The sequence below is a fragment of the Micromonospora terminaliae genome, from assembly GCF_009671205.1.
GTDB lineage: Bacteria > Actinomycetota > Actinomycetes > Mycobacteriales > Micromonosporaceae > Micromonospora > Micromonospora terminaliae.
This window is the reverse complement of sequence record NZ_CP045309.1, coordinates 6488433-6507249: the sequence shown is the minus strand read 5'-3', so window position 1 is coordinate 6507249 and position 18817 is coordinate 6488433. Positions and strand designations below refer to the sequence as shown.

Below are 18817 nucleotides of genomic sequence, written 5' to 3'. Positions count from 1 at the left end.
TATAGCCCGAACTAAACAGCGGCGAAGGGTCAGCGGGCGTCGAGGAGGGGTTGGGTCGGGTTCCACGGGTCGCCGCCGGCCGCGTCGCGGCGGCGGCGGGCGATCGCGGACAGCGCCTCCAGCACCACCCGGTTGCCGAGGTACGCGGTGATGTCGGCGTGGTCGTAGGGCGGGGCGACCTCGACCACGTCCACCCCGACCACCGGCAGTTCGTAGCAGACCCGGCGGACGGCGTCGAGGAGCTGCCGGGAGGTGAACCCGCCCGGCTCGGGGGTGCCGGTGCCGGGGGCCATGCCCGGGTCGACCACGTCCACGTCGACAGAGAGGAAGACGCCCTCGCACTCGTCGGTCGCGATCGCGAACGCCTCCGAGAGACAGGCGTCCAGCCCGCGCGCCACCACCTCGGTCATCTCGTACGAGCGCATCCGCTGCCCGGCCATCCAGGACAGGGTCTCCGGCCCCGGCCAGTAGCCGCGCAGGCCGATCTGGAGGAAGCGGTCGCCGCGTACGGCGCCGGACTCGATGAGCCGGCGCATCGGCTGGCCGTGCCCGTGCAGGGAGCCGAACTCGATGTCCCCGGTGTCGGCGTGCGCGTCGAAGTGCACCAGCGACACCCGGCCGAGCCCGTGGTGGCGGGCCACACCGGTGGCGTCGGGCAGGGCGATTGAGTGGTCGCCGCCGAGCACGATCGGGATGGCCCCGGCGGCGGCGACCGCGTGCACGGCGGTCTCCAGCGAGGCCAGCGAACGCTCGATGTCGCCGGAGAACATCTCGACGTCGCCCGCGTCGTAGACGCAGAGGTCGCGCAGCGCGTCCACGCGCAGGGCCAGCGACGGGCGGGAGCCGTCGTGCGGCAGGTAGCAGGCCTGGCGGATGGCGGACGGGCCGAACCGGGTGCCCGGCCGGTGGGAGGTGCCGCCGTCGAAGGGCGCGCCGACGATCACCACGTCGGCGTCGGCGTACGTCACCGGCTCCTCGAGGGTGCACGGCGGCACGCCGAGGAACGTCACGTCGGGGCCGAACATCGGGCCGTAGCGGGTCACCGCTCCTCCATTCCCCACGGCGAGCCGTAGCCGTTGAGCAGGTCGAGGAAGGGTACCGGGGGCAGCGCCTCCGGGCCGAGCACGCCGGCGCCGGACCAGGCCCCGGTGGCCAGCAACTCCAGGGCCACGACGGGGTTGACGGCGGTCTGCCAGACCACCGCCTGGTGGCCGTACTCGTTCATCGACCACTCGTTGTCGACGACGTGGTAGAGGTAGACCCGCCGCGGCCGGCCGTCCGGTCCGGTGCCCGTCACGTAGGTGCCGGCGCAGGTCTTGCCGCGCATCCGGTCGCCCAGGGTGGCCGGGTCGGGCAGGCAGGCCGCCACGACGTCGCGGGGCGAGACGTCGACGCCGCGCACCCGCACGGGAGAAACAGCGTCCAGGCCCAGCTTGTGCAGCGTCTTCAGCACCTCGATGAACTCGTCGCCGAGGCCGTACTTGAAGGTGACCCGCTTCGCCTTCACCCAACGCGGGATGAGCAGCACCTCCTCGTGCTCCACGTTGACGCACTCGACCGGGCCGATCCCCTCGGGGAACTCGAACACCTCGGGCTCGGAGAACGGCGGGGTGGTGAACCAGCCCCGGTCGGCCTCCCAGACCACCGGCGGGTTCAGGCACTCCTCGATGGTGGTCCAGATGGAGAACGAGGGGGCGAAGTCGTAGCCGTCGACGGTGAGGTTCGCGCCGTCGCGTACCCCGATCTCGTCGATCTCGGTGAACAGCTCGTCGGCGGCGTAGCGGGCGAAGACGTCGGACAGGCCCGGTTCGACGCCGATGCCGCAGAGCGCCAGCCGGCCGGCGGCCGACCACTGGTCAGCAAGAGCGAACTGCTCGTCGCCGAGCTTCACCCCGGTCTCGGCGTGCGGCGCGGCCGGGTGCGGCCGGGACAGCGACATGGCCATGTCGAGGTAGTCGGCTCCGGCGGCGAACGCGCCGTCGAAGATCGGCATGACGAAGCGCGGGTCGACCGCGTTCAGCACGTGGGTGATCCGGTGTTCCCGGCACAACGCGGCGACCGCCTCGGCCGAGGAGGCGTCGACGGTCGCGGCCACGAACCGGTCGCCGTGGCCGGCGACCGCCCGCGCGGCGCGGGCGGGGTCGTGGTCGGCGACCACCATGGTCTCGAAGAAGGAACGGCGGGCGGCGATGGATACGGCGGCGGAGCCGACGCCACCGGCGCCGACGAGGAGGATACGCATCAGGAGTCGAAACCCAGTCCAAGACGATCGAGAGTACGGAGCCAGAGGTTGCGCCGCCCCTCCCGCGCGTCGGCGCGGGCGAGCGACCAGCGGGTGAGGTGGATGCCGGTGGCCCGGACGGGCTCCGGCGGGAACGGCAGCGGCTTGCGGCGCACCAGGTCGAGCCGGGTCAGCGGGGTCTCCTCCCCGCCGAGCAGGTCGAGCATCACCCGGGCGCCGAACCGGGTCGCCCCGACGCCGAGCCCGGTGAACCCGGCCGCGTACGCGAGGCGTCCCTCGTAGGCGGTGCCGAAGAACGCGCAGAACCGGGTGCAGGTGTCGATGACGCCACCCCAGCGGTGACTGAAGCGCACATCGGAGAGCTGCGGGAACGTGGTGAAGAAGTGCGACGCCAGCGCCGTGAAGGTGGCCTCGCGCTGCTCCAGCTCCGGCGCCATCCGGTTGCCGTAGTGGTAGACCGCGTCGTAGCCGCCGAACAGGATCCGGCCGTCGGCGGTGATCCGGTAGTAGTGGAACTGGTTGCCGGTGTCGGCCAGCCCCTGCCGGTTGCGCCAGCCGATGGCGTCCCGCTGCGCGGGCGTCAGCGGCTCGGTCATGAGCGCGTAGTCGTAGACCGGCACCACCCAGGCGCGCAGCCGGCGCAGCAGCGGCGGGAACGCGTTGGTGGCGAGCACCACCTGCCGCGCCCGGACCGCGCCGGGCACGGCGTCCGGGCCGCCGGCCGTGGCCGCGCACAGCGCCCCGCCGTCGCGGGCCAGTCCGGTGACCCGGGTGTGCTCGTGGATACGGACGCCCAGGTCGAGGGCGGCGCGGCGCAGACCCCAGGCCAGCTTCGCCGGGTCGAGCAGCGCCACGCGGCCCCGGTCCCACATCCCGCCCAGGTACGTCGGCGACGCCACCTCGGCACGCACCTCGTCCCGGTCGAGCAGGCGCACGTCGTGGCCGTACCGGCGGGCCAGGTCGGCGTCCTCCGCCAGCCCGGCGAGCTGGTACGGCTCGACGGCCACCGCCAGCTCACCGGTGCGCTCGAAGTCGCAGTCGATGCCGTGCTTGGCCACCGTGGCGGCGATGGCGTCCAGGTTCTCCCGGCCGAGCCGTTCCAGCTCGGCGATCTCGCCGGGCCACCGCTCGGCGCCGTTGGCGAGGCCGTGGGTCAGCGAGGCGGCGCAGAACCCGCCGTTGCGCCCGGACGCCGCCCACCCGCAGGTGCCCGCGTCGACCAGGAGCACGTCCCGGCCGGGGTCGGCCTCCTTGGCGAGCAACGCCGTCCAGAGCCCGGAGTACCCGCCGCCCACCACCAGCAGGTCGGCATCGTGCCTGCCGGCCAGCGGCGGCAGCGGGTCCGGGCGTTCCGGCCGGTCGAGCCAGTACGGGACGGGCGCGGCGTCGGCCAGCGCCCGGCCGGTATGCGGGAGTTTCATGACGCGCTCTTGGGCGCCCCGACGGCGGCCACGGGGGCCGCGAGCGCGGCGCGCCGGGCCCGGCGGCCCCGCAGCGAGCTGGCCCCGACCAGCAGCAGCGCGATCGCGAACATCGCCGTGCCGATGACGTTGACCTGTGGCGGGATGCCGCGCTGGGCGGCGCCCCAGACGTACATGGGGAAGGTGACCGTCGTGCCGGCGTTGAAGTTCGTGATGATGAAGTCGTCGAAGCTGAGCGAGAAGGCCAGCAGCGCGGCGGCCACGATGCCGGGCAGCACCAGGGGCAGGGTGATCCGCCGGAAGGTCTGCCACTCGCTGGCGTACAGGTCCATGGCGGCCTCCTCCAGCCGCCGGTCCATGCCGGCGAGCCGGGCCTTCACGGTGACCACCACGAACGACACGCAGAACATCACGTGCGCGATGACGATGGTCCAGAAGCCCTGCGGCACCCCGGCGGCCACGAAGAGGGCGAGCAGCGAGGTGCCCATCACCAGCTCCGGGGTGGCCATCGGCAGGAAGATCAGGCCGTTGATCCCGGAACGCCCCTTGAAGCCGTGCCGGACCAGGGCGAACGCCATGAGCGTGCCGAGGATGGTGGAGACCACCGTGGCGATCAGCCCGATCTCCATGCTGCGGACCACCGCGTCGCACATGTCGGAGGTGGCGCAGGGCTGCGCCCAGTTGTCCAGGGTGAACTCGTTGAAGTCGTAGGACAGCCGGCTAGACGGCCGGTTGAAGGAGAGCCCGGCCACCACGAGGATCGGCAGCGAGAGGTAGCCGAGGACGAGCAGGGCCACGCCCATGACCCAGCGGTCGGCGAGCCAACGCCTGAGTTTCACAGCACCTCCTCCGTGCCGGCCTTGCGCAGGTAGACGAAGACGATCGCGAGGATCGCCGCCATCAGCAGGAACGACAGCGCGGCGCCCTGCGGGTAGTCCAGCCGGACCAGGAACGCCGAGTCGATGACGTTGCCGATCATGTATTCGTTCGGCGTGCCGAGCAGCTCGGCGTTGATGTAGTCGCCGGTGGCCGGGATGAAGAAGAGCAGCGTGCCGGCGATCAGCCCGGGCATCGACAGCGGCAGGGTGACCCGCCGGAAGGCGCGCAGCGGGCTCGCGTACAGGTCGCTCGCCGCCTCCAGCAGCCGCGGGTCGAGCCGCTCCAGGCTCGCGTACAGCGGCAGCACCAGGAACGGCAGGAAGTTGTACGTGAGGCCGAGCACCACCGCGAACGGGGTGGCCAGCAGCCGGCCGTCGGCCCCGAGCAGGTGCACGTCCCGCAGCAGGCCGACCAGGGCGCCGTTGTCGGACAGGATGGTCTTCCAGGCCAGCGTGCGCACCAGGAAGCTCGTGAACATCGGCGCGACCACGGCCACCAGCAGCAGGTTCTTCCACCGGCCGGCCTTCTGCGCGATCGCGTACGCCAGCGGGTAGCCCATGAGCAGCGCCAGCACCAGCGCGATCGCCGAGTAGACGAACGAGCGGGCGAAGTGCGGCCAGTACGCGCTCAGCGCGTCCCAGTAGTTGCCCACCTCGCCGGTCATGGCGTAGCCGGTGGCCAGCGATCCGCTCGGGTCGTAGAGGCTCGCGGCGGCGAGCTGGAGCAGCGGCAGGACGAAGAAGACCAGCAGCCAGGCGGCACCGGGCAGCAGGAGCAGGTACGGCAGCAGCCGGCGCCGTCCCCGCGAGGGACCCGGCGGCGCGGCGGGCTGCCCCGCCGAGGTCGGTACGTGGGCCAGCGCGCTCATGACAGCGCACCCACCGGCGGCTCGTCGAGCAGCGGGCTGGTCTGGTCGTCCTCCCCGGCGGCCCGGGGCAGCAGGAAGGCGTGCCGCGGGTCCCAGTGCGCGGTCACCGGGGTGCCGACGGGCAGCCGCCCGCCGATCCCGCTGTTCGCGGCGAACGCGGACAGCTCGCTGCCCCACGCCGTGCGCACCAGGTACTGGGTGCTCACCCCGACGTACGAGGCGTCGCTGACCACCCCACCCACGTGCTGGTGGCCGGCGGGCACCTGGTCGGGGCCGCCGACCAGGTGCAGCTTCTCGGGACGTACCCCGAGGAAGACCGGCCCCCGGTCGGCCCGGGCCCGGCCGGCGGGCACCGAGAAGCGCGCGCCGTGCGCGGTGACCGGCACGTCGTCGCCGGTACGGCCGGCGGCCTCACCCGCCAGCAGGTTGGACTGGCCGAGGAAGTTCGCCACGAACGCGGTGGCCGGGTACTCGTAGATGTCGGCGGGGGCGCCGAGCTGCTCGATCCGGCCGGCGTTCATCACCGCGACCGTGTCGGCCATGGTCATGGCCTCCTCCTGGTCGTGGGTGACGTGCACGAAGGTGATGCCGACCTCGGTCTGGATCCGCTTCAGCTCGATCTGCATCTGCCGGCGCAGCTTGAGGTCGAGCGCGCCGAGCGGCTCGTCCAGCAGCAGCACCTGCGGGTGGTTGATGAGCGCCCGGGCCAGCGCCACGCGCTGCTGCTGGCCGCCGGAGAGCTGGGCCGGCTTGCGCCGCCCGTACCCTTCGAGCTGCACCAGCGCGAGCATCCGCTCGACCTGGTCGGTCACCTTGCGGATGCCGCGCCGCCGCAGCCCGAAGGCCACGTTCTCGTGAATGTCGAGGTGCGGGAAGAGCGCGTAGCTCTGGAACACGGTGTTCACCGGCCGCTTGTACGGCCGCAGACCCGCGATGTCCCGGTCGCCGAGCAGCACCTGCCCGCTGGTCGGCTCCTCCAGCCCGGCGATCATCCGCAGGGTCGTGGTCTTGCCGCAGCCGGAGGCCCCGAGCAGGGCGAAGAACGAGCCCTGCGGGATGGTGAGGCTGAGGTCGTCCACCGCGGTGAAGACCCCGAACCGCTTGGTCAGGTTGGCCAGCCGCAGATCGCCGGCCGGTGTCTCGTGCTCCATTGTCCTCACGCCCCGATGACCTGCTGGAACTTGGTCTCGTACTCCTTCTCCTGCTTCTCGTCCAGGGCCATGAACACCTTGGACTTCGACAGCATCGCGTCATCCGGGAAGATGAGCGGGTTGGCGGCCAGGTCCGGGTCGATCTTCTCCATCTCGGCCTGCGCGCCCTTGACCGGGCAGATGTAGTTGACGTACGCGGCGAGCTTCGCGGCGACCACCGGGTCGTAGTAGTAGTTGATCAGCTCTTCGGCGTTGGCCTTGTGGCTGGCCTTGTTCGGCACCAGCATGTTGTCCGACCAGAGCATCACCCCGGACTCGGGCACCACGAACTTGATCTTCTCGTCCTCGAAGCCGAGCTGGATCACGTCGCCGGACCAGCCGATGCAGGCGGCGATGTCGCCCTTGGCCAGGTCGGGGGCGTAGTCGTTGCCGGTGAACTTGCGGATCTGCTTGGAGTCCACGGCCTTCTTCAGCTTGTTCAGCGCGTCGTCGAACTGCGCCGGGGTGAAGTTGGCCGGGTCGTGACCGTTCGACTGGAGCAGCAGGCCCATGGTGTCCCGCATCTCCGACAGCGCCGTGACCTTGCCCTTCAGGTCGGGGCGGGTCAGCAGCTCGTCGACGGTGCGGATCTCCTTGGCCACCTTGGCGTTGTAGGCGAGCCCGGCCAGGCCCGACTGCCACGGGATGGCGAGCTGGCTGTCCTTGTCGAAGGAGCGGCCGCGCAGCGAGGGCAGCAGGTTCGCCTCGACGTTGGGCAGCTTCGCCTTGTCCAGCTTCTGGATCCAGCCGAGCCGGATCATCCGGGCCGCCATCCAGTCGGTGAGGACCATGATGTCGCGCCCGGTGGTCTGACAACCGGCGAGCTGGTTCTGCACCTTGCCGAAGAACTCGTTGTTGTCGTTGACGTCCTCGGTGTACGTCACCTGGATCCCGGACTTCGCGATGAACGCGTCCAGCGTGGGGCGCTTGGACTCGTCCTTCTCGTCCACGTCCATGTACTGCGGCCAGTTCGAGAAGGCCAGCTTCTTCTCGGTGGCGGAGAGATCGTCGCTCTTGCAACCGGCCTCGGTCTGCTGTGCGCCCTTGGTCCCGCAGCCGGCCAGCGTGCCCGCCGTGGCGAGCAGGGTGGCCGAGCCCAGGGTCCCGGTGAGCAGACCGCGCCGGGTGAGGTGCCGGAGGGGACTACGCATGTGACGACTCCTCGGGGGGTCATCGTCGGCGGCGGGACGGGGGTGGCGCGCCGGCGGGAGGGTCATTGGCGATGGACGACTGATCCTGACATGAGGTGACCTTCCTTACAAGGGATTCCGTTGCGGGAATAGCCATGCACCACGAAATACGCCAGACTGCGCCGGGGCACTACGCTCAGCACGAGGATGCGGACATGGGGAGCGGACGATGGCCAACCGGCAACTGGAGAACGGCAACGGCAGCCGTCGCGTGACCGTGCGTGAAGGCGCCAGTCACGCTCTGCTCGATGACGTGGCCAAGCAGATCATCGAGCAGCTCCAGGAGGACGGGCGGCGGCCGTACGCGACCATCGGCAAGGCGGTCGGCCTGTCCGAGGCGGCCGTGCGGCAGCGGGTGCAGCGCCTGCTGGACGCCGGGGTCATGCAGATCGTGGCGGTGACCGATCCGCTCCAGCTCGGCTTTCCCCGCCAGGCCATGATCGGCCTCCGTACCGACGGCGACCTGGAGAGCGTGGCCGACCGGCTGGCCGAGTTCGAGGAGATCGACTACGTGGTGATCACCGCCGGCTCGTTCGACCTGCTGGCCGAGGTGGTCTGCCGCAACGACGAGCACCTGCTGGAGATCCTCCAGAAGCTGCGCGGGGTGTCCGGCGTGGTGTCCACCGAGGCGTTCGTCTACCTCAAGCTGCGCAAGCAGACCTACAGCTGGGGCACCGCCTGATACGGATTCCGTTGCGGCGACAAACGCTGCTCGCTGAATCCGTTGCCGTTCGCCCCCGACGCTTGCCTTATCGGCATTGCCTGTGGGATAACCGTGGGCAGAGCGGCCGGTGTCACCCCTGACCGGCCCGAGACCCGATGGGGCTGACATGGCCAACGCCACCGACCACCTCTGGATGCACTTCACCCGGATGGCCAGCTACTCCGCCGGCGAGGTCCCGACGATCGTGCGCGGCGAGGGCGCGTACGTCTGGGACTCGCAGGGCCGCCGGTACCTGGACGGACTCGCCGGGCTCTTCGTCGTCAACGCCGGCCACGGCCGGACCGAACTCGCCGAGGCGGCCGCCAAGCAGGCCGGCGAACTCGCGTACTTCCCGCTGTGGTCGTACGCCCACCCGAAGGCCGTCGAGCTGGCCGAGAAGGTCGCGGCGCTGGCCCCCGGCGACCTGAACCGGGTCTTCTTCACCACCGGCGGCTCCGAGGCCGTCGAGGCGGCGTGGAAGCTGGCCCGGGCCTACTTCAAGCGCACCGGCCAGCCCAACAAGTACAAGGTGGTCAGCCGCTACATCGCCTACCACGGCACCTCGATGGGCGCGCTGTCGATCACCGGCCTGCCCGGCATCAAGAGCGACTTCGAGCCGCTGGTGCCCGGCGGCATCAAGGTGCCGAACACCAACTTCTACCGGGCCCCCGAGCACGGCGACGACCCCGAGGCGTTCGGCCGCTGGGCCGCCGAGGAGATCGGCCGGGCCATCGAGCGGGAGGGGCCGGACACCGTCGCCGCGGTCTTCCTGGAGCCGGTGCAGAACTCCGGCGGCTGCTTCCCGCCGCCGCCCGGCTACTTCGAGCGGGTCCGGGAGATCTGCGACGCGTACGACGTGCTGCTCGTCAGCGACGAGGTGATCTGCTCCTGGGGCCGGCTCGGCGAGTACTTCGGCGCCGTCCGCTACGGCTACCAGCCGGACATCATCACCACCGCCAAGGGCATCACCTCCGGCTACGCCCCGCTCGGCGCGATGATCGCCAGCGAGCGGCTCATGGAGCCGTTCCTCACCGAGACCGGCATGTTCGCGCACGGGGTGACCTTCGGCGGCCACCCGGTCTCCTGCGCGGTGGCCCTGGCCAACCTGGAGGTCTTCGCCCGCGAGGACCTGGTCGGTCACGTCCGCGCCAACGAGGGCGCCTTCCGGTCCACCCTGGAGAAGCTCAACGACCTGCCGATCGTCGGCGACGTCCGGGGCGACGGCTACTTCTACGGCATCGAGCTGGTCAAGGACAAGGCCACCCGGGAGACCTTCGACGACGCCGAGTCGGAGCGGCTGCTGCGCGGCTTCCTCTCCACCGCGCTGTTCCAGGCCGGGCTCTACTGCCGCGCCGACGACCGGGGCGACCCCGTCATCCAGCTCGCGCCGCCGCTGATCGCCCAGCAGCAGCAGTTCGACGAGATCGAGCAGATCCTGCGCGCCGTGCTGACCGAGGCATGGTCGCGCCTCTGACCGGCGGCCCGGACGGGGCCGGTTCCCGGAACACCGGGAGCCGGCCCCGCGCCGTCGGCGCTGCCGGATCCGACGGCGGGGACCGGACCGCCACGACGGCCGTCGGAGGCACCGACCGGACCCGGGTACGCCGGCTGCCCGACCTCGCCGTCCACGACCGTGCGGCGCTGCACGCCGTGCTCGACGCCGGCCGGGTCGCCCACCTGGCCGTCGCCGACGGCGGTCAGCCGTACGCGCTGCCGGTGGCGTACGCCCGGGACGGGGAGCGGGTGCTGGTGCACGGCTCCACCGGCAGCCGGCTGTTCCGGCACCTCGCCGCCGGCGCGCCGGCCTGCCTCACCGTCACCCTGCTCGACGGCCTGGTGCTGGCCCGCAGCGCCTTCGAGTCCTCGATGAACTACCGCTGTGCCATGGTGCTCGGCCGGCTCACCGCGCTGACCGGCGACGAGAAGCTGGCCGCCCTGGAACGGCTCTCCGAGCACCTGCTCCCCGGGCGCTGGGCGGAGATCCGGCCGCCGTCGGCGAAGGAACTGGCCGCCACGCTGGTGCTCGCCCTGCCGCTGGAGGAGTGCTCGGTGAAGGTCAGCGCCGGCCCGCCCGACGATCCCGAGGACGACCTCGACCGGCCGGTCTGGGCCGGGGTCGTGCCGGTCGTCGAGACGTACGGGACCCCGCAGCCCGACCCGAAGCTGCGCCACGACCTGCCCCCACCGGAGTGGTGATGCGCTACCAGGACCTGTCGTACTGGCTGTCGAGCGTGGACGAGCCGCTGACCCCGCGCCCCGGCCTGCCCGGCGACACCGACGCCGACGTGGTCGTCGTGGGCGCCGGCTACACCGGGCTGTGGACGGCGTACTACCTCGCCGCGGCCGACCCGACGCTGCGGATCGTCGTGCTGGAGAAGGAGATCGCGGGCTACGGGGCCTCCGGCCGCAACGGCGGCTGGTGCTCGGCCCTGTTCCCCACCTCCCTGCCGGCGCTGGCCCGCCGGCACGGCCGGGACCGGGCGCTCGCCATGCAGCACGCCATGCACGAGACCGTCCGCGAGGTCGGCCGGGTGGTCGCGGCCGAGGGCATCGACTGCGACTGGCGGGCCGGCGGCACGGTGGTGCTGGCCCGCACCGAGGTCCAGCTCGGCCGGGCCCGGGCCGCCGTCGCGGAGGCCCGCGAACACGGGCTCGCCGACGCCGACCTGGTGCTGCTCGACGCCGCCGAGGCCGCCGCCCGCTGCCACGCCGAGGGGGTACGCGGCGGCACGTACACCCCGCACTGCGCCGCCGTGCACCCGGCGAAGCTGGTCCGCGGGCTGGCCGCCGCGGTGGAACGCCGGGGCGTACGCCTCTTCGAGCGCACCCCCGTGACCGCGCTGCGGCCCGGGGCGGCGGTGACCCCGGCCGGTGTGGTCCGCGCGCCCGTGGTGGTCCGCGCGACCGAGGGCTTCACCCCCGCGCTGCCCGGCCAGCGGCGGGCCGTGGCACCGGTCTACTCGCTCATGGTGGCCACCGAGCCGCTGCCCGAGGCGGCCTGGGCCGAAATCGGGCTGGCCGAGCGGGAGACGTTCTCCGACTACCGGCACGTCATCGTCTACGGCCAGCGCACAGCCGACGGCCGGCTCGCCTTCGGCGGTCGCGGCGCCCCCTACCACTACGGCTCCCGGGTACGCCCCGACTTCGACCGGGAGCCCCGGGTCTTCGCGGCGCTGCGCCGGGTGCTCGGCGAGCTCTTCCCGGTGCTCGGGCCGGAGGTGCCGGTGACGCACACCTGGGGCGGGCCGCTCGGCGTGGCCCGGGACTGGGCCGCCTCGGTGGGCCTGGACCGGTCGACCGGGCTCGCCTGGGCGGGCGGCTACGTCGGCGACGGCGTCGGCACCAGCAACCTGGCCGGCCGTAGCCTGGCCGACCTCATCCGCGGCGAGACGACGGACCTGACCACCCTCCCCTGGGTCAACCACCGCTCCCCGAAATGGGAACCCGAACCGCTGCGCTGGCTGGCCGTCAACGCCGGCCTGAGGGTCATGTTCTCAGCGGACGAGGCCGAGCTGAGAACCAACCGCGAGTCCCGCCGAGCCGCCGCCTTCAACCACCTCCTGGGCCACTGACCGCCCAGCCCCGTTGATCATGGAGTCAGCGGCACCAAAGGAGATCAACACCGCCGCCAATCTCTTGATCAACGGCCGCAGGATCAGTGGTTTGGGGGGATTACGCGGAGGTGGCCTCGGCGGCCCTGCTGGGGGGCCTGGGAGGTCTGGTGGTCGTCGCCCGACGGGGGACGCGGGGGTGCGGGGCGGGCGGCCTCCCGGACCGCTTCGGCCAGCGCCACCAGGTCGTCCGTCGTCGGGGGCGGGGGTTCGAACTCGCCCTCGTGACGCACCACGTCCCAGCCGCGCGGGGCCGTCAGGTTGCGCGCGTGCGGCTCGCACAGGTCATAGGTGTGCGGCTCGGCGAACGCGGCCAGTGGGCCCACCACGGCCGTGGACTCGTTGTAGACATAGGTCAATGTGGCGACCGCTTGCCGGGGGCAGCCGTTACGGGAGCAGCGCCGTGGTGACCTCACGGCGGCAGGGTATCCCCAATACCGGGTGCGGCGCACCGCTTCGCGTTGCGACACGCCCGTCATGGTGATCACAATTCGTCCGATCGGCGCGTCGGCGCGCCGGGCCGGCGGCGCGACGGCGGGTGACCCCGGCGCGGGGGCTACCCTGTGCGTCATGACGAGCCCGGAAAACCGCCGCCCCGGCTCCGGCCGGCGCACCCACCGCGACCGCCACGGGCGGGGGCTGCGGGGGCGGCTGGTGCCGGCCACCGTGCCGCTGGCCCGGACCAAGGCCGAGGTCTTCGACGACCTGGTGCTGGACACGGTGGAGACGCTCGAACGCCGGTTCGCCAAGGAACTGGCCGGGGTCGAGTTCGCCGTCGAGGACGTCCCGCCGGACCTGAACGTCTACGACTCGGACGTGCTGGAGGACGGCGAGGTCCCGCTCGCCCGGCTGCTGCCCGGGCGCCCGGGCCGGCAGGAGGTGCCGCCGCGGATCGTGCTCTACCGGCGGCCACTGGAGTTCCGGGCCATGGACCGCGAGGACCTCGCGGACCTGGTGCACGACGTGATCATCGAGCAGGTGGCGAACCTGCTCGGGGTCGACCCCGACGAACTGGCCTGAGCCGCCGCCGGGCCGACCGCCGCACGCGGCCGCCGGGTCCCGGCCGGCCCCCGCCGGCCGGGTCCGCCGGCTCCGGACCCCGGGCGGCCCCCACCGCCCCGGTCCGGTACGCGTGTCAGGCGGCGACCCGCCGCTTGAGCTTGCGCCGCTCCCGCTCGGAGAGCCCACCCCAGATCCCGAACCGCTCGTCGTGACCGAGGGCGTATTCGAGACACTCCGTCTTCACTTCACACCGCGAGCAGATGCGCTTCGCCTCGCGGGTCGAGCCGCCCTTCTCGGGAAAGAACGCCTCCGGGTCGGTCTGCGAGCAGAGCGCCCGCTCCTGCCACTCCGGCGCGTTTCCGAGCAGGTCGGCCACCTCGAGCTGGCCGTCCATCCGTTGCCTCCTTGTCGCGCACCGGCGTCATCGCCGCTGCAACCCCCCACGCGAAAGGCGTGCTTGTTCGTCCGGTCACAATTTGTTGCGTTCCGCGCGAACAACCCCATTCAAATTACACGCGTGTAATGCGTGCGCCGTCAAGCCAAACTTGATAATGGAGTCGCCCTCCCGACACGTCCGGGCGGCCGTGGTGGCCGCCCGACCCTCGCAACCTGCCCTATCGATTCAGACCCCGGACGAGTAACGCCTTCCCCGGCGAGTTGCCCCAAGTTTTCTGCCGTGGCGCACCGGTGTGGACACCGCCGGCGGCCCCCGGTGGAGGCTTCCGGCGGACCGCATCCGGGGCGGTCGTCGTGACACCGTCCAAGATCAGCATTTGGTGGGGGCAAGGTTAACCTGACCCGAGCGGTACCGCCCGTCGAGGCCGCGAACGCCGACGGCGCCCCGTCCACCATGTGGACGGGGCGCGACGGTGCGGCGGCCTGATCGGTCAGTCAGCACCCGCAGGTGAGCTGGCCGGCCAGACGAATTCGGCGATGGCGCCGCCGGTCACGGAAATCGCGCCGGCCGGCGTCGTGTTGTCCCACCAGACGGTATACGGCCCGGCGGCCAGGTCGGGATAGACGGCGCAGTGGACGACGCCGTCGCGGACGTGCCGCTCGCGTACGGCCGAGTGGGTCCGCGGCTCGTCCCGGTCGGCCCGGCTGATCTCGATCTCCCGGCCGCGCAGGTCGCGTCCGGTGTGAATGATCAGCGCGCCGGATTCGCCACCCAGGTCGAGCATGACGCTGCCGCTTCGCGAGGCACCGAGGGTGTGGTGGTGGTCGTGCACCGGAGCCTCCCGCTCAGGACTTCTTCGCCGGCGGGTTGTTGAACCCGTCGTACGGCGTGCCGAGGAAGGGGAAGTCGGCGAGGAAGGGCGCCGTCACGTCGGCGGCGCTCAGCCCCGGGGTGACCGCGGCCGCCGCCGCGTCCGGCTTGAACGTCTTGTCCACCAGCGGCACGGTCAGCCCGGCGATCGCCCGCAGCGCGATGGTCACCACGTCGTCACCGACCCGCCGGCCGTTCGGGAAGCCCGCCAGGTCGCCGCCCAGCACGCCGAACCGGTCCGGCTTGCGGCTGGGCTTGATCGCCGTGTTCAGGCGGAGCATGTCGGCCTGCAGGTCGCCCGTGGTGTTCGCGAAGCCGTCGATCAGTCCGGCCGGCACGCCGGTGAGCAGGATCGCCACCAGGTCGGCCCGGGGCTTCTTGGCCTTGTTCAGCGCGTCCAGGTTCGGGAACACGCCCGGGTAGAGCGCGGGCAGCAGCGCGGCCAGCTCGGGATGCTCGACGAACTGGGCGAACCGCTTGTCCTCCGTGGGCGGCAGCGTGTTCCACAGGTCCTTCCTGGACATCGGCACGACGACCTCGTTGAACAACGGGTTGCCGAGCCGGGAGACCTGGGTGAAGGGGCCGGCGGCGGTGTCCGCGGCCGCCCGGTCGCCGAGCACCCGCACCTGCTGCCGGGAGGCGGTCGTCCAGACGCCGATGGTCGAGGCGCGGTCGGCGTAGCCGTACCGGGCGGCCTTGCGCCGGACCTTGCTGAGCGGAACCTGCACGGCGATGCTGTGCACGTTCAACCGGTCCAGCGCGTTGACCGGCTCGCCCTCGGTCTTGAACAGCTTCTTGCCCGCCACGTGCAGCTGCTGGAAGGGGCGCAGCGTGCCGAGGTCGAAGACGGCGCCCAGGTCGACGAAGAAGCCGTCGGCCCGTTGGCCGGCGAAGACCTTCTCCCCCGTCGACAGCCGGAACGTCGCCTGCCGCACCAGGTCGGCGTACTTCGGGGTCGACAGCGGCCCGACGTTGCACGGCGGGCACGGCAGCTTGTGCGCCAGCACGTGCTCGCGGCCGTCGGCCACCCGGGTCAGCCGGTAGAACTGCCGCCGGTTCCAGTTCTTGCTGTCCAGCGACTCGATCGGCCCGGTGTTGTAAAGAAAGCTGTTCGGATTCGTGATCTCGGTCGTGAATTCGAAACGATAGGTGACATCCGGATAACCGTCCCCGTCGTTGTCGACGTGAATCTCGTACCGGACGTCGTCGCCGAACTCGAAGAAGTTGGGGCCGCCGGAGGGGAGCTGCACCGGCACGTAGTTGGCGATCAAGGTGACCGTGTCGGGCTGGCTCGGGCTGACGAACGCGTACAGATCGGAGCTGTCGGCGACCGGATCCTTGGCTATCTCCGGAGCCTCGCGGTGAGAGGACATGGCGGACCACACCTTCGTCGGGGGTAACGGAAGTCGGGACCGGCGCTTCGAGCCCGCGCCGGGAGGGCCGCGCCGGTGGCGCGGGGCGGTCAGCGCCGGCGGGCGGCGCGGACCAGGCGATCGGCGAGGCCGCGGTCGCGTACCTCGATGCGGGTCGTGCCGACGAAGACGTCCAGCGCGCCCGAGGCCGCGTCGCGGAGGTGGACCACGATCGGCTCGTCGCGCCGGCCCGCCGAGGGGGTGTTCTGCGCGGCGGACAGGCCCGGCACGGTGAGGGCGGCGGCGCCCAGGGTGGCGCTCGCGGCGGCGGTCAACGTCTGCCGGCGGGTCAGTCGCGGCCAGGGCCGCCGCTTCGGCTCATCAGTGGTCATGGGCAACCTTTCCGGGCCGGCGCCGCAGCGCCCACGGTGGACCGGGACCCGGACGCCGCCGGGTGCCCCGGGCTAGGGGGTGCGCCGGCGGCGGTCCTCGCCGCAACCGCCGCCGGCATCCACTGGTACGGCCGGCGGCGGGGAAAGGTTCGACGCTACGCGCCGACGTGACCGTACGCGGTCGTCCGCTTGCGGACCGGCCGACCGGCTGCCGCCGCGATCGCCCGGAGCTGCTCCTCGGTACGCGCCGAGCCGTTGCCCGAGCCCGCCATCCGGGAGATCGTCTCCTCCATGAGCGTGCCGCCCAGGTCGTTGCAGCCGCCCTGGAGCATGGCCACCGTGCCGGTGTCGCCGAGCTTCACCCACGAGCACTGGATGTTGGCGATCCGGCCGTGCAGCAGCAACCGGGCCATGGCGTGCACGACCCGGTTCTCCCGCCAGGTCGGGCCGGGCCGGGCGATGCCGGCCAGGTAGATCGGTGCGTTGGTGTGCACGAAGGGCAGCGCCACGAACTCGGTGAAGCCGCCCGTGCGGTCCTGCACGCCGGCCAGCACCCGGAAGTGGGCCAGCCACTGGCCGGGGTGGTCGACGTGGCCGTACATCATGGTGGAGCTGGAGCGGATTCCCAGCTCGTGTGCCGTGCCGACCACCTCGACCCAGGCGGCGGCCGGCAGCTTGCCCTTGGTGAGCACCCAGCGCACATCGTCGTCGAGGATCTCGGCGGCGGTGCCCGGGATGGTGTCGAGGCCGGCCTCGCGGAGCTGGAGCAGCCACTCCCGCACGGGCACACCCGCCTTCGCGGCGGCGGTGACGATCTCCATGGGCGAGAAGGCGTGCACGTGCATCCCCGGCACCCGCGCCTTGATCGCCCGGACGATGTCGGCGTAGCCGGTGACCGGCAGCTTGGGGTCGATGCCGCCCTGGAGGCAGACCTCCGTGGCGCCGACCGCCCACGCCTCCTCGGCCCGGTCGGCGACCTGCTCCAGCGAGAGCCGGAACGCGTCGGCGTCGCTCTCCCGCTGCGCGAAGGCGCAGAACCGGCAGCCCACGTAGCAGACGTTGGTGAAGTTGATGTTGCGGTTGACCACGTAGGTGACGTCGTCGCCGACCGCGTCGCGGCGGACGTCGTCGGCGATCCGGCACAGCTCGTCCAGCGCCGGCCCGTCCGCGCCGAACAGTGCCAGGGCCTTCGCCTCGTGCGCCGGGTCCAGCAGCGCGGCCGGATGGTCGGCGGCCAGCCGCAGGCCGGCGCGCAGGTCGGGGTCGCTCGCCACGGCGGCCGGCACGGTGACCCTCGCGGCCACCTCCGACCAGTCGCCGTAGACGTCGTCGAAGTCGCCCCGCCGGTCCCCGGTCCGGCCGGTGGTGTCGATGGTGACGTGCAGGTCGGTCCGCCCGCCGAACACCTCCTCCGGCTCCTGCCACGGCCGGCCCACCGGGCGGGCCGCCTCGACGGCCAGCCCGGTCTCCGGGTCGGCCAGGGCGGTGACGTGCGGCAGCAGGCGCGGGTCGAGCCACGGGTCGCCGGCCCGGACGTACTCCGGGTAGATGGTCAGCCGCTCGCGCAGGGTGAAGCCGGCCCGGGCGGTGTGGCGGGCCAGCTCGTCCAGCTGCGGCCAGGGGCGTTCCGGGTTGACGTGGTCCGGCGTGACCGGCGAGACGCCGCCCCAGTCGTCGATGCCGGCGCGCAGCAGCAGGCCGTACTCGCCCTCGATGAGGTTCGGCGGGGCCTGGATCCGGGCCTTCGGGCCGAGCAGCACCCGGGCCACGGCCACGGTGGCGGCCAGGTCGTGCAGCTCCGCGTCGGGCATGCCACGCATGGCGGTGTCCGGCTTGGCGCGGAAGTTCTGCACGATCACCTCCTGGAGGTGGCCGTACTCCCGGTGTGCCCGGCGGATGGCGAAGAGCGCGTCGACCCGCTCGGCCAGGGTCTCCCCGATGCCGATCAGCAGGCCGGTGGTGAACGGCACGCCGACCCGGCCGGCGTCGTCGAGCACCCGCAGCCGCACCGCGGGCTCCTTGTCCGGCGAGCCGTAGTGCGGGCCGCCCGGCTCCGACCAGAGGCGGGTCGCGGTGGTCTCCAGCATCATGCCCATGCTCGGCGCGACCGGCTTGAGCCGTTGCAGCTCCGACCAGGACAGCACGCCGGGGTTGAGGTGCGGCAGCAGGCCGGTCTCCTCCAGCACCGCCACGGCGCAGGCGCGCAGGTAGTCCAGGGTGGAGTCGTAGCCCCGCTCGTCCAGCCACCGCCGGGCCGCCGGCCAGCGCTCCTCGGGCCGGTCACCGAGGGTGAACAGCGCTTCCTTGCAGCCCTGCGCGGCGCCCTCCCGCGCGATGGCGAGGACCTCGTCCCGCTCCAGGTACGCGGCGGGCAGCCGGTGCGGCACCGTGGCGAAGGTGCAGTAGTGGCAGCGGTCCCGGCAGAGCCGGGTCAGCGGGATGAACACCTTCTTCGAGAAGGTGACGACGCCCGGGCGGCCGGCCTCCCGCAACCCGGCGTCGCGGATCTCGCCGGCGATCCGGAGCAGCTCGTCCAGCGCCGCGCCGCGCGCGGTGAGCAGGGCGCTCGCCTCGGCCACGTCCAGCGCCCGGCCGGTGGCCGCCCGGCCCAGCGCCCGCCGGACACTCGCCTCGGTCGGGACGGGCTCGCTGCGATCAACCATCCGCCCAGCCTATGCGCTGCCCGGTGCGGCGCCGCCC

The 18817-nt window shown here is 72.3% G+C and carries 18 protein-coding genes; 5 read left to right on the top strand and 13 right to left on the bottom strand.

Annotation, left to right across the window (positions count from 1 at the left end; all coding sequences use genetic code 11):
• Positions 1–29 precede the first annotated feature (29 nt).
• Genes speB through GCE86_RS30290 form a run of 7 tightly spaced genes read right to left on the bottom strand, consistent with a single transcriptional unit; the run spans position 30 to position 7751 of the window.
• Positions 30–1043, bottom strand: coding sequence for an agmatinase (gene speB / locus GCE86_RS30320; protein WP_154230080.1), 1014 nt, complete (start codon positions 1041–1043; stop codon positions 30–32).
• On the bottom strand, positions 1040–2242 hold the full coding sequence (locus GCE86_RS30315; RefSeq protein WP_154230079.1) for a saccharopine dehydrogenase family protein: 1203 nt from the start codon (positions 2240–2242) through the stop codon (positions 1040–1042). Before GCE86_RS30315 ends, speB begins: the two co-directional genes overlap by 4 nt.
• Positions 2242–3663 (bottom strand): NAD(P)/FAD-dependent oxidoreductase, encoded by a 1422-nt coding sequence (locus tag GCE86_RS30310; protein ID WP_154230078.1) that lies wholly within the window; start codon positions 3661–3663, stop codon positions 2242–2244. The genes GCE86_RS30315 and GCE86_RS30310 overlap by 1 nt, the downstream gene beginning before the upstream one ends.
• Entirely contained in the window at positions 3660–4502 is an 843-nt protein-coding gene (locus tag GCE86_RS30305; protein ID WP_244317117.1) for an ABC transporter permease, read from the bottom strand. Before GCE86_RS30305 ends, GCE86_RS30310 begins: the two co-directional genes overlap by 4 nt.
• Entirely contained in the window at positions 4499–5410 is a 912-nt protein-coding gene (locus GCE86_RS30300; protein ID WP_154230077.1) for an ABC transporter permease, read from the bottom strand. Before GCE86_RS30300 ends, GCE86_RS30305 begins: the two co-directional genes overlap by 4 nt.
• Complete coding sequence (locus GCE86_RS30295) at positions 5407–6561, bottom strand: ABC transporter ATP-binding protein (RefSeq protein WP_154230076.1); 1155 nt, start codon at positions 6559–6561, stop codon at positions 5407–5409. Before GCE86_RS30295 ends, GCE86_RS30300 begins: the two co-directional genes overlap by 4 nt.
• A gap of 5 nt (positions 6562–6566) precedes the next feature.
• A complete protein-coding gene (locus GCE86_RS30290; protein ID WP_154230075.1) occupies positions 6567–7751 on the bottom strand; it encodes a polyamine ABC transporter substrate-binding protein in 1185 nt (394 codons plus the stop codon).
• A gap of 208 nt (positions 7752–7959) precedes the next feature.
• On the opposite strand from GCE86_RS30290, the gene GCE86_RS30285 reads away from it, so the two are divergent.
• The 4 genes from GCE86_RS30285 to GCE86_RS30270 all read left to right on the top strand — a co-directional run bounded on the left by GCE86_RS30285 (position 7960) and on the right by GCE86_RS30270 (position 12065).
• Positions 7960–8472, top strand: a complete 513-nt coding sequence (locus GCE86_RS30285; RefSeq protein ID WP_154230074.1) for an Lrp/AsnC family transcriptional regulator — start codon at positions 7960–7962, stop codon at positions 8470–8472.
• A gap of 148 nt (positions 8473–8620) precedes the next feature.
• Entirely contained in the window at positions 8621–9967 is a 1347-nt protein-coding gene (locus GCE86_RS30280) for an aspartate aminotransferase family protein (RefSeq protein WP_154230073.1), read from the top strand.
• Positions 9952–10689 (top strand): pyridoxamine 5'-phosphate oxidase family protein, encoded by a 738-nt coding sequence (locus GCE86_RS30275; RefSeq protein WP_154230072.1) that lies wholly within the window; start codon positions 9952–9954, stop codon positions 10687–10689. The genes GCE86_RS30280 and GCE86_RS30275 overlap by 16 nt, the downstream gene beginning before the upstream one ends.
• Positions 10689–12065, top strand: a complete 1377-nt coding sequence (locus GCE86_RS30270) for an NAD(P)/FAD-dependent oxidoreductase (protein WP_204341697.1) — start codon at positions 10689–10691, stop codon at positions 12063–12065. Before GCE86_RS30275 ends, GCE86_RS30270 begins: the two co-directional genes overlap by 1 nt.
• Before the next feature lie 83 nt (positions 12066–12148).
• On the opposite strand, the gene GCE86_RS30265 is transcribed toward GCE86_RS30270, so the two are convergent.
• A complete protein-coding gene (locus GCE86_RS30265; RefSeq protein ID WP_154230070.1) occupies positions 12149–12520 on the bottom strand; it encodes a DUF3499 domain-containing protein in 372 nt (123 codons plus the stop codon).
• 154 nt (positions 12521–12674) lie between these two features.
• Between GCE86_RS30265 and GCE86_RS30260 the strand changes: the two genes are divergently transcribed.
• Positions 12675–13124 carry a metallopeptidase family protein gene (locus GCE86_RS30260; protein ID WP_091260118.1) on the top strand — a complete coding sequence of 150 codons (450 nt, stop codon included), beginning with the start codon at positions 12675–12677 and terminating at the stop codon, positions 13122–13124.
• 115 nt (positions 13125–13239) lie between these two features.
• Here GCE86_RS30260 and GCE86_RS30255 read toward each other — a convergent pair whose 3' ends face one another.
• The 5 genes from GCE86_RS30255 to GCE86_RS30235 all read right to left on the bottom strand — a co-directional run bounded on the left by GCE86_RS30255 (position 13240) and on the right by GCE86_RS30235 (position 18780).
• The gene (locus tag GCE86_RS30255; RefSeq protein WP_013284161.1) at positions 13240–13500 is read right to left on the bottom strand and encodes a WhiB family transcriptional regulator; all 261 of its coding nucleotides are present in this window, start codon (positions 13498–13500) and stop codon (positions 13240–13242) included.
• Between the two features lie 493 nt (positions 13501–13993).
• Positions 13994–14335, bottom strand: a complete 342-nt coding sequence (locus GCE86_RS30250) for a phospholipase (RefSeq protein WP_420846448.1) — start codon at positions 14333–14335, stop codon at positions 13994–13996.
• 13 nt (positions 14336–14348) lie between these two features.
• Positions 14349–15746, bottom strand: coding sequence for a DUF4331 domain-containing protein (locus GCE86_RS30245; RefSeq protein ID WP_154230069.1), 1398 nt, complete (start codon positions 15744–15746; stop codon positions 14349–14351).
• An 89-nt stretch (positions 15747–15835) separates the two neighbouring features.
• Entirely contained in the window at positions 15836–16117 is a 282-nt protein-coding gene (locus tag GCE86_RS30240) for a hypothetical protein (protein WP_154230068.1), read from the bottom strand.
• Positions 16118–16272: 155 nt separating this feature from the next.
• A complete protein-coding gene (locus tag GCE86_RS30235) occupies positions 16273–18780 on the bottom strand; it encodes a bifunctional FO biosynthesis protein CofGH (protein WP_154230067.1) in 2508 nt (835 codons plus the stop codon).
• Positions 18781–18817: the final 37 nt, after the last annotated feature.